The sequence below is a fragment of the Metabacillus sp. FJAT-52054 genome (assembly GCF_037201815.1).
Taxonomy (GTDB): Bacteria; Bacillota; Bacilli; order Bacillales; family Bacillaceae; genus Metabacillus_B; species Metabacillus_B sediminis.
Genome location: NZ_CP147407.1, coordinates 2,196,446 through 2,211,897 on the forward strand (window position 1 = coordinate 2,196,446; position 15,452 = coordinate 2,211,897).

Annotated in this window: 15 protein-coding genes; 2 read left to right on the forward strand and 13 right to left on the reverse strand. The window is 41.8% G+C overall.

The window, feature by feature from the left end; translation table 11 throughout:
* Positions 1–11: 11 nt before the first annotated feature.
* Both wecB (WCV65_RS11510) and WCV65_RS11515 read right to left on the reverse strand, forming a co-directional pair.
* Positions 12–1,130: a UDP-N-acetylglucosamine 2-epimerase (non-hydrolyzing) gene (gene wecB / locus WCV65_RS11510; RefSeq protein ID WP_338776588.1), complete on the reverse strand. Its 1,119-nt coding sequence runs from the start codon at positions 1,128–1,130 to the stop codon at positions 12–14.
* 212 nt (positions 1,131–1,342) lie between these two features.
* Positions 1,343–2,806, reverse strand: coding sequence for an NAD(P)/FAD-dependent oxidoreductase (locus WCV65_RS11515; protein WP_035406272.1), 1,464 nt, complete (start codon positions 2,804–2,806; stop codon positions 1,343–1,345).
* 378 nt (positions 2,807–3,184) lie between these two features.
* Between WCV65_RS11515 and WCV65_RS11520 the strand changes: the two genes are divergently transcribed.
* Positions 3,185–3,571: a hypothetical protein gene (locus WCV65_RS11520; protein WP_338776592.1), complete on the forward strand. Its 387-nt coding sequence runs from the start codon at positions 3,185–3,187 to the stop codon at positions 3,569–3,571.
* 41 nt (positions 3,572–3,612) lie between these two features.
* Here the strand turns inward: WCV65_RS11520 and WCV65_RS11525 are convergent, their stop codons facing one another.
* The 11 genes from WCV65_RS11525 to WCV65_RS11575 all read right to left on the reverse strand — a co-directional run bounded on the left by WCV65_RS11525 (position 3,613) and on the right by WCV65_RS11575 (position 13,985).
* Positions 3,613–3,729 (reverse strand): YjcZ family sporulation protein, encoded by a 117-nt coding sequence (locus tag WCV65_RS11525; RefSeq protein ID WP_082883834.1) that lies wholly within the window; start codon positions 3,727–3,729, stop codon positions 3,613–3,615.
* A gap of 106 nt (positions 3,730–3,835) precedes the next feature.
* Positions 3,836–4,528 carry a DUF1796 family putative cysteine peptidase gene (locus WCV65_RS11530; RefSeq protein WP_338776596.1) on the reverse strand — a complete coding sequence of 231 codons (693 nt, stop codon included), beginning with the start codon at positions 4,526–4,528 and terminating at the stop codon, positions 3,836–3,838.
* Positions 4,529–4,619: 91 nt separating this feature from the next.
* Complete coding sequence (locus WCV65_RS11535) at positions 4,620–5,537, reverse strand: NAD-dependent epimerase/dehydratase family protein (RefSeq protein WP_338776598.1); 918 nt, start codon at positions 5,535–5,537, stop codon at positions 4,620–4,622.
* Positions 5,538–5,574: 37 nt separating this feature from the next.
* Positions 5,575–6,132, reverse strand: coding sequence for a hypothetical protein (locus WCV65_RS11540; protein WP_035406264.1), 558 nt, complete (start codon positions 6,130–6,132; stop codon positions 5,575–5,577).
* Positions 6,133–6,145: 13 nt separating this feature from the next.
* Entirely contained in the window at positions 6,146–7,360 is a 1,215-nt protein-coding gene (locus WCV65_RS11545; RefSeq protein ID WP_338776601.1) for a glycosyltransferase family 4 protein, read from the reverse strand.
* Between the two features lie 225 nt (positions 7,361–7,585).
* Positions 7,586–8,476, reverse strand: a complete 891-nt coding sequence (locus WCV65_RS11550; protein WP_338776603.1) for an NAD-dependent epimerase/dehydratase family protein — start codon at positions 8,474–8,476, stop codon at positions 7,586–7,588.
* A complete protein-coding gene (locus WCV65_RS11555; RefSeq protein WP_338776605.1) occupies positions 8,469–9,299 on the reverse strand; it encodes an SDR family oxidoreductase in 831 nt (276 codons plus the stop codon). The genes WCV65_RS11550 and WCV65_RS11555 overlap by 8 nt, the downstream gene beginning before the upstream one ends.
* Positions 9,300–10,286, reverse strand: coding sequence for a polysaccharide biosynthesis protein (locus WCV65_RS11560; RefSeq protein ID WP_035406250.1), 987 nt, complete (start codon positions 10,284–10,286; stop codon positions 9,300–9,302).
* Positions 10,279–11,367 carry a UDP-N-acetylglucosamine 2-epimerase (non-hydrolyzing) gene (wecB, locus tag WCV65_RS11565; RefSeq protein WP_035406249.1) on the reverse strand — a complete coding sequence of 363 codons (1,089 nt, stop codon included), beginning with the start codon at positions 11,365–11,367 and terminating at the stop codon, positions 10,279–10,281. Before wecB (WCV65_RS11565) ends, WCV65_RS11560 begins: the two co-directional genes overlap by 8 nt.
* Before the next feature lie 692 nt (positions 11,368–12,059).
* Positions 12,060–12,416 (reverse strand): hypothetical protein, encoded by a 357-nt coding sequence (locus tag WCV65_RS11570; RefSeq protein ID WP_035406246.1) that lies wholly within the window; start codon positions 12,414–12,416, stop codon positions 12,060–12,062.
* Positions 12,417–12,920: 504 nt separating this feature from the next.
* Positions 12,921–13,985, reverse strand: coding sequence for a glycosyltransferase family 4 protein (locus WCV65_RS11575; RefSeq protein WP_338776610.1), 1,065 nt, complete (start codon positions 13,983–13,985; stop codon positions 12,921–12,923).
* Between the two features lie 200 nt (positions 13,986–14,185).
* On the opposite strand from WCV65_RS11575, the gene WCV65_RS11580 reads away from it, so the two are divergent.
* Entirely contained in the window at positions 14,186–14,902 is a 717-nt protein-coding gene (locus WCV65_RS11580) for a glycosyltransferase (RefSeq protein WP_338776612.1), read from the forward strand.
* The last annotated feature ends 550 nt before the right edge of the window (positions 14,903–15,452 follow it).

Consider the following 15,452-nt stretch of genomic DNA (forward strand, 5'->3'; position numbering starts at 1 on the left):
TAGCGCCTCCGTTATAGTCCGCCCTGTGAACGGTATGCTTTTAAAAGAAAATCTTTAATTCTTTGGCTTGAAAATCCATCTCCATATGGATTGATTGCCTGTGCCATTTTTTGATAAGCCCCTTCGTCGTCCAGGACCAATCGGATTTCCTTTACAATCCGGGCTGAATTTAAGCCTGTAAGCTTAATAGTCCCCGCTCTTTCTCCTTCAAGTCGTTCTGTATTCTCCCGTGCAACAAATACGGGCTTGCCGAGAGCTGGAGCTTCTTCCTGTATACCGCCGGAATCCGTTAAAATAAGGTAAGAGGCTTTCATCAGATGGGCAAAGCTCAGGTAGTCAAGCGGTTCAGTAATATGGATCTGGTCATTGAAGTGGAGAGATTGTTCGACTGCTTTGCGGACGAGCGGGTTTTTATGAACGGGGAAAATCACATGGAGATCGGGATACAGTTGAACAATTTGATTAATGGCCTCATAGACCCCTTGGAGTTTTTGCAAATTTTCTCTCCGATGTGTCGTCATCAGCAAAATTCTGCCGCTCCGTTCTACAATATCTACAAGCGGAGGCGAAAATTGAAAAGGTTTATTCGTTGCTTCAAGCAATGCATCAATCACGGTGTTTCCTGTGACGAGTATATCTTTTTCGCAGATTCCCTCATTCATCAAATTCTGTTTATTGCTTTCTGTGACAGCAAAATGGTAAGTCGCTAACTGGTCAATTAGCTTTCGGTTCATTTCTTCCGGAAAAGGGGAATACCGGTTTCCTGTCCTTAGACCGGCTTCCACATGTCCTACCGGAATTTGCTTCATAAAAGCAGCATAGCTGCTGATGAACGCTGTTGTTGTATCGCCATGGACAAGTACGATTTCCGGCTTTTCAAGATCAAGAACCTTGGACAGCCTGGTAAGGATGGCTGTACTGATCATTTCCGGTGTTTGAATTTGTTTCATAATATTAAAATCATAATCCGGGCTTATTTGAAAAATAGCCATCACTTGATCCAGCATGTCACGGTGCTGAGCGGTATTTACACAAACATGGTTAACTTGGGGATCATTCTTCAGACAATTTACCAAAGGAGCCATCTTGATACCTTCGGGTCTTGTTCCAAAAACCGTCATTACCTTCATAAGCCGCTCCTTCTTCATTTAGTTGAAAGCAGGCCGTAACTCGCTAAAGACTCTAAATATCTTATGAAAAACTGCCAGAGGTCGACTCTTGTGAATGCCTATTGAACTCAAAATCAAGGGATGAAATACAAAAAATACACCCGCAGCTTTAAGTGCGTGTGCCCCATAAAATATAAAAAAGCTGCCGGATTAATACCGGCAGCCACTAAAGTTCAGGCGAATACTTCTTCTTTTCTTGGTGCTTCCTTTTTACTGGCAATATCCCTGGCAATCCATACGCCGCAAGCTCCTGCCTGTGCAAGTCCTCTTGTAATCCCTGCTCCGTCGCCGCCTACATAAAGACCGCTGATTTCGGTTTCAAAGCGGTCATTCAGCTTAGGCCGGGCAGAGTAGAATTTTGCTTCAATTCCATAAAAGAGAGTATGTTCAGAAGCAAGACCAGGCGTCACTTTATCCAGAGCTTCAGTCATTTCAATCAGACTTTTCATCGTATTGTATGGAAGCGCGAGGCCAAGATCACCCGGTACTGCCTCTTTTAAAGTCGGTTCTATAAATCCTTCTTTAATCCGGTTTGCCGTTGATCGGCGGCCTTTTAAGATATCTCCATATTTTTGTACAATCAACCCGCCGCTTGAAAGACTGTTCGCAAGCCTGGAAACCTCATGTGCATATTCATTCGGCTGATCAAACGGCTCTGAAAACTTATGGGATACAAGCAGTGCAAAGTTCGTGTTGCTGCTTCCAAGCTTTGGATCCTTGTATGCATGTCCGTTAGCAAGCATCGTTCCCGAATGATTTTCAACAACCACGTGTCCGGACGGATTGCTGCAAAAAGTCCGTACTCTCGTGCCAACCGAAGTATTGAAGATAAATTTCCCTTCATACAAATGCTCATTAATTTCCTGCATGACCACATTGGATGTTTCAACCCGTACACCAATGTCCACCTGATTGCTGATCATGGATAACCGGCGTTTTTTCAGCATGCCTCCAAGCCATGTTGATCCATCCCGGCCTGGAGTCACAATCACTTTGTCTGCCAAAATTTCTTCTCCGTTTTTCAGCAAGATCCCCTTCACATGATGGCCGCCATTGTTCTTGACTGTAATCAAATCCTCTACCTCTGTCTTGAACTGCATCTTAATTTTCACGGAAAGAAATTCATAAATGCTTTTCAATATTTCCAGGTTTTGTTCAGTTCCAAGATGACGGACCTGGGCTCTAAGAAGTTTCAATCCTGCTGCATACCCTCTTCGCTCGATATCTTTCACTTTATCTGTCAGCGGATCGGTTATCGTATCAGCCGCCCCGTGGTTTAAGTTAATTTGGTCTACGTATTTAATCAGGTCGATTACTGTACTTTCGGAAAGGTAATCCGTCATCCAGCCCCCGAATTCACTTGTAATGTTAAATTTTCCGTCAGAATAGGCTCCCGCTCCGCCAAAACCATTTGTTATTGAACAAGCAGGGAGGCATCCCGAGAAGTCCTTTTTCCCAGCAGGAGGCGGACATTTTTCGATTTTTTTTTGAAGAATCGGACAATTCCTCCGATAAATATCGTGTCCTTTATCAATCAGCAGGATCTTTGCGTCCGGCATTAAATTGGAAAGTTCATATGAAGCAAAGATACCCGCTGGTCCTGCTCCTACAATAATCACATCATATATACGGCTCAAGGAAAATCCCTCCGTTATCGTTTTTCAAACATCCTTGGTAAATATACCAAAGTAAACCGCTTCCGTCAACAAATAAAGCGAACTATTCTACAAGAATAAATAATTAATGTTCGTGTTTTGATATGTAACGGAGCAAATCATTTAAAGGACAGTATTTACAAAATCTGATCAGTGTGATGGAAGCACAATACCTGGTGGCGGGCAGATCAATAAAGTCGGACGGACAGATTATGCGGTTAATCGGATAAAAACTGGCGGCGATCGGACAGATTATTCCGCACGGACAGTTTCTCAGGGACAACGGACAGTTTCGACGCGTCATTGGACAGATTATGACTTTCATGGACAGAATCTGGCGGCGATCGGACAGATTATTCCGTGCGGACAGATTCTCAGGGACAACGGACAGTTTCGACGCGTCATTGGACAGATTATGACTTTCATGGACAGAATCTGGCGGCGATCGGACAGATTATTCCGTGCGGACAGATTCTCAGGGACAACGGACAGTTTCGACGCGTCATCGGACAGATTATGACTTTCATCGGACAGAATCTGGCTGTGATTGGACAGATTATTCCGCACGGACAAATTCTCAGAGACAACGGACAGTTTCGCATCGTCATTGGACAGATTATGCCGTTTTACAGACTAAAAACGGCAGCGATCGGGCAGATCGGGTGGATCATCGGACAGAAATACGTGAAAAATGGCAGGCAGACAAAAGCTGAAGGTAACCATTATGGTGAGCATCTGCATTCCTAAAACAGCCCATAAAAAAAGAGCCGTTAGGCCCTTCTAGCAAATTAATAGCCGATGTAGGCAGCTCCTACGATAATCAGCAAAATGAACAATACAACGATGAGAACGAAGCTGCTTCCATAACCGCCATGACCATATCCATATCCTGGGTAACCGTACATAAAGCAATCCCTCCAATTGTTTTAGTCAATGATAGCCTATGCAGGACCCAGGCTGTTTGGTTTAGGCATTTGCCTATTTTTTTGTTTTGTTCCCGGATGCAGTATTTTATTCGGATTCTGTTTCCAAGCCGGGATTGGATTCAAGGTCTGCACTGTTTTTGTCAGTAAGTGTTACTTCCTTCAATAATTCAGACCATAACTGGTCGTTTGCGTTCCATTTATCCGCCTCAGGAAGCTCAACGGCACAGATTTTCTCAAGTCCCCAGAAGCTGTCTGTCATCTCTTTTACATCCGTATGGTTGATCATCAAAACACGAAAGTCATTCGCTACAATCTCGGATAATATATTCTGAAGCTCCCATGCATCCTCATACGATCCTTCTGTTCTCACAAAAAGGATTCTGTCTGCCGAAGCAAATTTTTCAAGGGTCCGCTGAATTCTGCGGTCGTATTTGTCCATAACATCTTTATAGGAACCTAGGTGGGTCAATGTATTCCCATCTTCGGTCATAAAGTCATGGTTGGAAACCAAATTATATCCGTCGTCTGCTACACAGATAATGTCATCCGCTGCATACCCGATAATTCTTAGATTGGCCTCATCAAAAAAACCGATAAACTTATTTTTCAGCAAACGGTTTACATCCCTTAAAAATGGGGATGCCATCCAATCCAATACACCTGAAAAATTTCTCAGACTGCTTTTTTTAAGCTGAATGGAACCCAGACACAGATCACCTAAACTGATGACTGCATCATAGGATCCTTTTATTTTGCTTAAACTTTCTTCTAAGCTCATGTTACCTCTTTCCTCCTTTAGCCTTTGAGAATGTATAGTGTTTCATTGAGTATCTTATTCAGCTGGACTGTGATTAGAGAGGGTATTTGTCCTAAAGTGAGCTGTAGTATAAATAGGTTTCTTTCAGCCCATGTTCCAGCCCATATGCCGGGATCCATTTCAATAGGTTCCGGGCCTTTTCATTTGCTAGACAGCTGTGCTTGATATCTCCTTTGCGTACGGCTGAATATTGTGTAACAAATCCGTCACTTTGGCTCGCTTTTAAATATTGGATTAATTCATTAATGCTGTATGTTTCGCCTGTGCTGATCTGGATTGTTTCATTGTTTCCATATTTCATGGCTGCAATATTTGCCGCGGCCACATCTTTAACAAAAATAAAATCCCTGGTCTGCTCGCCATCTCCATGTACAGATATTGATCCCGAGGAGAGGATGTTCTTCATGAATACAGCGACTACCCCGCCGTCTCCTTTCGGTAGCTGTCTTGGTCCGTATACATTTGCGTATCGAAGTATGGTATAAGGGATGCCGTAAAGTTTTTGATAAAGCCGAATATAGGATTCTGCGGTAAGCTTTGAAAGTCCGTAATTCGATTCAGGATTCACGGGATCTTTTTCACAGATCTCTTTTTTATCGAGAAGTCCGTATACGGCCGCAGTAGAAGCAAAAATGATTTTGCAACAGCTGGTTTCTCTACATGCGTCCAGCATGTTGATGGTCCCGTTTACGTTAATCCAGGCATCATAGAGCGGAGTTTCAATTGAAATTCCGACATCTGCTTGAGCAGCCAAATGGAACAGGAAGGATGGATCAATGGAAACAACCATTTCCCTCGCCTCTCTGCTGCAAATATCAAGTGCATGATAGACGACATGATCTTTTTTTAAGGCTTCAGGTACTTCTGCTTCTGTCCAATCCAAAACATGGACTTCAAATCCCAGATCTGCTAATGCTTCTGTAAGATGGGAGCCAATAAAGCCGGCTCCCCCTGTAACAACAGCCTTCATGAGCGGTTCTCCTTTTTTTGAATTCTAATATACCTGGTTATTTAACGAGATTATCTGCAATGACGCTGTATGTTTTTGGATTAGGAATTTGGTATCCTTCAGGAAGCGAAGAAGCTATTTTGTTCCATATGCCCATATTAACAGGGAGCTCAGAAGGGAAAACCGCGTTTTCAAATACAGATTGTAAACTTTCTGCTATACCCATCGGCGATGATTCCATTGTTTCTGCAGCTACAGCCGGTCTTATATTTGCAGACCATTTGCTTCGGATTGATCTTAAAATTAATTCGCTGATATAGTCTTTTAAGGCTGCTGAAAATCCCCTTAATTCAGGATTTGCCTTCATGAGTCCCATATTTAATTTTGATGCTTCCTGAAGCTCGGCTGGTATCAACTTATCAGGATTTGCTTCAGAAACCGGATCTATGGTTCTCGATCTATTTCTTTCAAGCCTTGCTTTAAGCAAAGCCGATAAATTCTCTAGGTCACCGGAAACAACTTGCAGTTCACCAGATGTTTTAACAGCCGTCAATGAATTCATAAGCACTGTCATTCTTTGCTGTCTTTTCAATAAACCAATTCCTTCATTCCCCATGTTTACACCTCATTTATCCGTTTTTTGTCAGGCTTTCATAAATATCCGTCAATTTTCTGACCCCTGTACTGAGATCCCAGTGGATTCTTGCCCACTCTTTCGCAGCTGTCCCCAATCTTGTTCGGAGCTCATCATCCGTTACCATATCGAGTAAAACATCTGTCAGTTTATCTGAGTCACCTGCTGGAAACAGCAATCCTGTCACTCCATCCTCGACCATTTCAGGCAAGCCGCCAGCATTGCTTGCTGCAATTGCGTTCCCTGCCAGCTGTGCTTCAATCAGTGAGAGCGGCTGGTTTTCAATCAAGCTTGGCAGAACAAAGATATCTGTTTGCTTAAGCAGTGCAGGCAAATCATCCCGCACTCCAAGAAACTTTACATGGTCTCCGAGACTAAGCACCTTTGACTGAATGACCAATTCCCCTTTTTTATCCCCATCGCCTGCAATCCAGCAAATCCAGTCCTTATTTCTCTCCATGAGCTTTGCAAGAGCTTCCAGCAGGTAATGAACACCTTTTAATTCAACAAGCCTTCCTGAAAACATGATGACCTTTTTTCCTTCTGGTTTCGTCACATCGGTTTTCTGATTCAGCCCTGAATCAAATGCCGGAATATTAAAGCCATAGTGCATGACCTTCAGCTGCTCTTCGGGGATCGCAAACTCATTTTGCAGGATGTTTTTAAGCCAGTTGTTCGCTACAATCGTCAAGTCGGCTGTATACCCGCCCATGCTTTCCAATTCATCATAATAAGCTTTAGCCAGGTAAGAATTCGAGGATTTGTGAATGGTTTTCAGCTGATGGCGGATCTCGTGTGCGACAGATCCATGAAGTGTGGCTACAAGCGGGGTTGCTTGAGGTTTTACGCGGCTAATGCACGAGGTTGCTATGACATCCTGGGTATGAATGATGTCATATTCTTCAAGCCCTAAATAGACAGCTGCCAGTTCATAGCAGTACCTCTGGAATTCTGTGTATTCTACTAATTTATTCGCAAAAATTTCCGGATACTTTTCCGGAGTAACGTTTACATTTAGGACTGGCATCAAGTCGTTTTTCTCCACTCTTCGGTCTTTGTTCACGAGGTGAATGAACGTATTATCTGCACCGTAGCCCAGAATGTCTACTTCGTGTCCAAGCGCTTCCAAATAGCCTTTCGTTTGGACCATGTAATTCCAAACTCCGCCTAAATGGGGGATGGCCCAATAAGTGGCCAGTAATATTTTCATGAGGTTCAGCTCCTATACCAAATTTAATAACCGTCTAGTCCTGCTGCTTACATGATATGGAAGGCAATCTGCAAATGACACCATTTTTCAGCCCTTTGAATACAATATGGGTTGCTTGCTTATGGACACCTGCGGATAGTGATTGGAACGTTTAACCTTGGAAGAGATACTAAGAAATTTAATGAAAGAAAAAGACATCTGACCTTTAAGCCAAATGCCTGGACACTAGGACTGGGAGTAGAATTGGAGAGTATCTGCAAGCGTATCCTCGAACATATATTGAGGACGCCAACCCAATTCCTTTAAACGAGACGGGCTGCCGAGTTCAGCAGGATCTGAGGGAACATCTTTTTTTGTTTTAATTTTGAATGGGAAGGAGGAAATTTTCCGATACGTTTCAGCTACTTCTTTAATCGTTCGGGTTCGGCCCGAACATACATCGTACGTTTCTCCTGACTCACCCTTTTCAAATAATACTTCATATCCTCCAATAGCATCTCTCACATCTAGAAAATCCCTTTCCGCAAGAGGGGTATCGATGTTAAGCACATGATCTGCTCCATTATGCTGCATGTGAACAATCTTTTGAGCAAAAGCCGAGCAAACTCCTGATGAATTTCCAGGTCCAATTAAATTCGAAGGCTTCGCAATCACAACATCCATTTGGTATAACGTCCCCCATGCTATCGTGCAGAGGGTTTGGATGGTTTTACTGAAGCTGTAAGGATGGGGAACCGACTTTAAACTTCCGGGGTCTGTCTGCAGAGCAGACCCTGTAATGACACTTTTGCAGTCCACTTTTTCTTTATGAATGGCGTCGAGTAAATGAAGGGTGGAAAGGACGTTTGTTTTTAAAGTACCCACAGGATCTTCCCATGATTTCCCTACGTGGCTTACTCCCGCTAAATGCAAAAGATAATCAGGCTGGGTTTGTTTAATTAATGATTGAACAGATGCTTCTTCTACTAAATCGCAGAGAATCAAATTCACCTTTTTACCTATTTCAGCAGGCCTTCTCGCTGTTCCAATAACGTTGTAGCCTTTTTCAGAGAAATACTGACAGGCGTGCATCCCTGTAAATCCATTTGCACCTGTTATCAGGATGGTTTTACTCATGGCTTTCCATCCATTGCTTAAGTTCAATCAGCATGGTTTCATAGGAAGGGAGCGGATAAACAGCATCTGATCGTGTGCTCACGATGGTTCGATTTAGTATGATCTTGCTATCCGGAATAATTTTTACATCCGTTTTATTAAAAACTCTTTGGATTAGTAAAAGCAGCTCATTTTTAGATAGCAGCGTTTTTGAACCGAGATGATACAAACCGGCTGTCTTCTTTTCAACCAAATATTCGATGGCTTTCGCCAGTTCCAGAGTGGTAACCCCGTTCCAGATAACTTTTTCATACCCTTGAATTTCCCCTGTTTGCTTCATAAACCATGCAAAGAGACCGATTCCATTATCTTTCAATTCCGGACCGATTATCGAAGTCCGAATGGTAAGGTGCCGATCACTGTGGATCTCTCCTAATCTCTTAGACTGTGCATAAAATGATGTGCCGTCAGGAGTGTCCTTCTCTGAATATCGGCCTTTCTCTCCGGAGAATACACAATCGGTGCTAATATGAACCAGCTTTCCTCCTTGCCGGGAAAGCAATTTTTCGAGCTGATGCGGAAGAATACTGTTTGCCTGAAGAGCAGCAAGAGGGTTTTCGTCCGCGATATGGTTGAGTAATCCAATGCAGTTGATGATCAAATCCGGTTTGAGATAATCAATGATTTCTTCCACACTGTTAGCGTTATTAATATTTAAAAAGATCCCTTTAGTATCTGAAATGTTTCTTGTTGTATAGAACACCTGATAGGTCGGTTTTTCGGAAAAATAATCTCTGATTATATGGCCAGCCATTCCCGCCCCGCCTAAAATCAGAACTCGCATTTATAGAAAACCGCCTCTCTGAAGCATGGCTCTTATTTCTTTTTTGGTCATTAATCCGTCACTTGAATCATAGTTTTCAAGTTTGACGGGTTCAAAGCCTTCATAGCGTTCTTTCATTCCGTTTATATGAATAGAGGGCAAGATCACATAGTATTCATCATCGTAAACGATGGAGTAGGAGCATTCATAATTGGACAGCAGGAGCTCATGAATTTTTTCCCCAGGCCTCACTCCTGTTGTTTCAATGCGGACATTTTTCACACCGGAGTCCTCAATTAATACCTCAGCGAGATCGAGTATTCGGCAAGTCGGCATTTTCATAACGAAGATTTCACCGCCAACGCTGTCTTTTACCGCTTTAAAGACAAGTGCAATGGCATCTTGAAGCGTAAGGAAGAATCTCGTCATTTTCAGATCCGTAATCCCTACCTTTTTGGACTCTGCAATTTGCTTTTTGAATACATGAATGACACTGCCATTTGTCCCAAGTACATTCCCACCCCGAATGCACACAAATTTTGTTCCGCTATTAAGCGTGTTTGCATTGATAATCAGACGCTCTCCCATAGCCTTTGAAAAACCGTAAAAATTGGATGGATCAGAGGCTTTATCAGTAGAGATATAGACAACCGACCGGACTTTATTTGCAATCGCCGCTTCAATGACATTTTGGGTTCCATGCACATTGGTTTTCAGCGATTCAAGAGGCTGTGCTTCACAAATCGGAACATGCTTCAAAGCCGCTAGATGAAATATATAATCCGTATTCTTTGCTGCCTCAGCAATGGCCTCTTTATCCCGAATGTCTCCTATCACAAAGGAAATATTGCTATGCCCTTTAAATTCCTGACCCATCGTAAATTGACTTGATTCGTTTCTGGAAAAAATCCGGATTTCCTTCGGACTGAACTCCAGCAGCTGCCTGACCAGTTCATGCCCCCACGATCCTGTACCGCCTGTGACTAAAATGGTTTGGTTATTAAACACAAGAATTTCCTCCCAATATAATTTTTAGAATGGTGTCTGATACATTTTCACGGAGATATTCTTCAGGAATCTTCCACTTATTTGGCAAGTTCATCATGGTTTCTGCAGAAGCGGTTATGCTTGCGGCATCGATTCCAGACAGCATGTTGCTTCCGCACGCTACAGTTTCCGGTCTTTCCGTTGTATCCCGAATAGTTACCGCAGGTACATGGAATAAACAACACTCCTCCTGAACGGTGCCGCTATCTGTTAGTACACATTTGGCATGCATTTCTAATTGAACAAAGTCAAAGAAGGAAAAGGGCTTGTAGAATTCAACGAGGGGGTTCATAACCAGGCTTGCTTGGTTCAAACGCGTCTCCGTTCGTGGATGAACACTGCATATAACTCTTACATTCAGTTTAGCTGCAGTCTCATTCACCCCTTTAAATATTTCAATTAACCGTTCCGGGTGATCAACATTCTCTGAGCGGTGAATGGTTACCAAAAGATAATTTTTTTTCTGCAAGTTTAATTGATTTAATATCGGACTTTTTATGATCTCTTCCTTATAATGATCCAGAACTTCTTTAATAGGGTTTCCCGTAACATGGATTTTCCGGGGGTGAAGCCCTTCCCGGAGCAGATTCTCCCTGCTTTGCTCTGTATAAGGGAGATTAATGCTAGATATGGAATCAATCACTTTCCTGTTCTTTTCCTCTGGTACCTTCAAATCAAAGCAGCGGTTGCCTGCTTCCATGTGGAACACCGGTATCCCCATCCTCTCTGCTAAAATAGCAGACAAGCCGCTGTTCGTGTCACCCAGGATCAGAATTCGATCCGGTTTTTCTTTTAAAAAGATTGCCTCAAGACCTTTAAACATTTCAGATAATTGTTCCCCAACTGTAAGCTGCTGATTAAATAATTGATAATCCGGGGTACGCACCTGAAGCGTTTTAAAGAAAACCCCGCTTAATTCCTCTGTAAAATTCTGGCCGGTATGAACGACAATATGCTTTTTCGCTAGCCTATCCAATTTCGGAATGATCCGGCTTAGGCGGATGATTTCCGGTCTGGTGCCTAGAATCGTTACGACATTCACTTTCTATAGCCTCCTAATCCGCTGTAAATCCGCGCGTGTACTCTCCTCCTAGTGCATTCCTTCTAAGATATGCTCGATGAATCGGCCATGCATAGGCAAGTCTATTGGAAAGATCTCATTTTCTTGAAAACAGCCACTTGCCTAATATAATAGAGTTAAAAGAAGAACGTCGTTCCGTTTGGGGATCCTTAATTTAATAGCTCTGTTAAACTTGGCTGTTGATTGCAGCTAGCATGCATTCGCTTTCCGCGGGACAGGCGGTGAGCCTCCTCTGCGCTTTGCGTCTCACCTGTCCTGCTGCTCCCGCTGAAGTCTCATGCTTTCCACTCCAATCAACAGGTGTTAATAAATCAACATAATGCTTTAACAAAGCCAATTTAATAAAAAAAAATTAGGTTCTTACTGATCATTAAAATGGAACACAAAAAAAGGATGCATCTAATTCATGCAGCCTTTATAAGTTTATTAAATAATACATGCTGCCTTTGTTCTTATTTCGGCACATGCATGGATTAAAGCTTAAAATGATCATGCTGTAATTGAATAATTAAAATTCAGAATTATCCTTGCTGAGAAGCAGTGTGTCTAACCGAAAAATCTCTTTCACTGCTGCAATTGTGTAACATCACTGATGAGGACCGCGGCATATCATAAATTCTCACATTTCAGTAAAAATAAAACCGTAATATTTTTTAATTTTGATTTAAAATCTCATCTGATACAAGTCTGTGGGCAGATACAAGGTTTTCGTCTGCATCTTTCCCCCATACTGATACCTGAGTAGATCTTTCAGCCATACCTCCAGTTGTGAAGACAAAAGCATAATCATCTATATTGGCAAAGTAACTTTTTGAGATCACTTGATTTGGCGCAACAGAAATCAGATCCAGAACATAAAGTGTTCTTGTCGAAGTTAATTTAAAGCCCTGAATTAATACCGTTGAAGAATTGACAGCATCACGATTGGCAATTTTCACCGTTACAAGCTGAGTAGGTCTTACTCCTGCCACCGCATTATTTTCAATTGGCCCAGTTGATAAAATAGCCATCCAACAACCTCCCTGCAAAATATAAAACCTGTCCAATAGGAGAAATCATTACTTTCGGCACGATAATGTAACTGGCTGCAGCAAAGGTTGGAACATTATGTTTCTCCCCATCCCCTCAACGATCCAACTCATCAGCACCTACACTTCTATGTTATTCAGCCGCTCAAATATGGCTTACGTATTTGTCCTATCAAACTAGTAGTCTCTTTCCTTATTTATTGATTTGACACTCCCATTTATATTTCTTAATAAACCAAGTATTGTTCTAATAATCTTTAAGGATACTCAATTGATCAGAACAGCCTTTTTGTTCCTGGTTGTCTTAAAGGGGGTTAAATATGTATGACTTGTCAGCAAAGGATTCGCATTAATGGGATATACCAAGAAAAGTTCTATGTATTAATTTTAAATATCACTAGACCTTCAGCAACTGTGTAAACTTGAAAAAGCGTTCACGAAATAAGTCAATGAACGCTGATTATTTCATTTATTCCATTAAAGCGTTCAAATGCTGCACAGCATCTCCAAAAAGCTCTGACTGTACTTTTGATTGCTGAAATGCTCTTTAATATGCGCTAATGCAGATGCCTGTATACGTGCCCTTGTCTCTTTATTTTGAATCAATTCCAGCCCTTCTAAACAAGCCTCATGGATGTTCCCGAGTGTATAAAATTTCCCAGTCACGTTATGAATAATGGAGCTTTGTACCCCATCCGAATTAGTAGATAAAACCGGACAGCCGCAGCTCATCGCCTCTACAATCGCGTATCCGAATCCTTCAACCTTGGAGGTCGAACAGAGAAAACCTCCTGAATCCGCCATTCTGGAAAAGTATTCCGTCATTTCCTGGTTCGGTATATTTGAAAGAACGGTAAGTTTGCTTTCAAGACCCAACATGTTCCTCAAAGCATCGAATTGCGCTCTTTCTTCAGGTGCGGAAAGTGTATGATCCTCGAACATATAAAAGTCTGCATCCAGAAAAAAAGCGTTGGAAAAGAGATGGGCGATTAATAGAAATTCTCTCCAATTTTTATTATCTTCCAATCGTCCAATCCATCCTATAATCGGCTTAACGGATGCTGCAGAGGTCCGGTGGGTAAATCGCTCTGCATCAAAGCAATTGTCCATAAAATAAGCAGGAAATCCAGGATAGAGTTCACCAAGCATTTGCATGATATGAGGGGTTTTGGAGCTTAGAATGCAGTTTGCAGACGGGGTAATGTACGAAATGGCATAAGTGAGTACAGTCCTTGCCGTTTCCTGTGATCCTAAACCCTGAATTTCGAAAATCAGCTTTCCCGTGTATCCCCAGCTGCGGATCTTTGGAAGAAGGAGATAATCTGACGTCACGACAATTGCATCAAAACGGTTTGATTCAATTAAACTCCTTATTTCATTTTCGTCACTTTTAATATGCAAGGGGGCTTCATGATCATTTACAAGCGTTCTTTCCATCCTATAGTACAAAAAATGACTCTGGATCCCTGCCGCTTTTAATGCTGCCGATCTTTGCCTGTTCAGCGTTTCTACACCGCCGCTCGGCACGTAATAAATGAAAAGTATATCCATTTTAAAATTCCTTTCTCTTCAATATTTCCAGGCTTCGGACCACTTATCTATTCCTTTTCATTTCTATGTTCAAATGCTGAGATTGGAATGAGCTATTTTATCAGTTTTTTATGAAACTGGATGGATGTCCTGACCGATTTGATGAATTTTCATATCATGTGGATTGAAGCACAGCAAAATGATGTAAGGGAGATTATATAATGACTCCAAAAGTGTCGATCATCATCCCGTTTTTCAATTGTTCTTATGTAGAACAGGCTATTCAGAGTTCTCTGAACCAAACGTATCCGAACATAGAAGTCATCGTTGTGGACGATGGATCAACTGCCCATATGGAAAAATTAGCACCCTTCCTCGACAGGATTGTTTATATAAGAAAAGAAAATGGAGGAACCGCTACTGCGCTGAATAAGGGGATTGAAACAGCTTCTGGAGAATACATTGCCTGGCTGTCATCGGATGACTATTTCCTGCCAGAAAAAATTCAAAAGCAAATGACTTATATGCTAACGCATGGGGCAGACTTCAGCTTTACCAACTATGACTACATCGATGAAAATAATACGGTATTGATTCCCTGGTGCGGAAAGCGGTTTACTGCCGATTTAAAAGAGGTGCCCCAATTTTTTCTCCAGGGAAATCCAGTTAACGGCTGTACCATCCTTATGAAAAAAGAATGCTTCGAAAAGGTCGGTTATTTTGACCCCCAATGGAAGTACACCCATGATTATGATATGTGGTTTAGGATGATTCTTGCCGGCTACGATCTGCATTATATCGATGAAATCCTCATCCAATTCCGCACGCATATTGAAGCGGGTACAAGAAAATATCAGCCCCAGATCCTTTCGGAAGTATTTCAACTTGAAAGCAAGTACCGTCCACTCCTTTGGATGCATTTATATCATCCATTTTGAGAAAAGAATCGCAGTTTTTATATTTCACCTTTTTTAATATCCTTGATACTGAACTCTGTGTTTTTTCATCATTAGACCAAACAGTAATTATAAATCTGTATCCCTTGTCAAGGACACTTATTTAAAAAGGTAGATATTTAAAGAAGATGATTTCTGCTTTATACAGGGGTCATCATTTTTTTGATCGTCATATATCTCTATATTTCTGGTTTCTTCAAGGATTTTCAGGTTTTACAATGGCTTTCCGAATCAGACGAAATATTTAGAGGAGTGTTTTCTCTTTTTGGTCAGATTCCTTTCAGATAGTCGCATCTTTTTAGCAGTTCGTATTCCGCTGGTAGTAAATAATGATTCGCTCCCAGCCGATTATACTTCTCCACTAAGGGGAATTCCGTCTTTGTTGTCTGCATCTAGAATTCCTTAATCAGCGCTCACCGTTTTCTTCCAGATGAGTTTCAATGCATTAGAATCATACTCACTTCTCAAAACTAGCTTATTAGTCGAACTGTCCTGTCTTCTTAACGTTATCCTATATAGGGACCAGTATTAC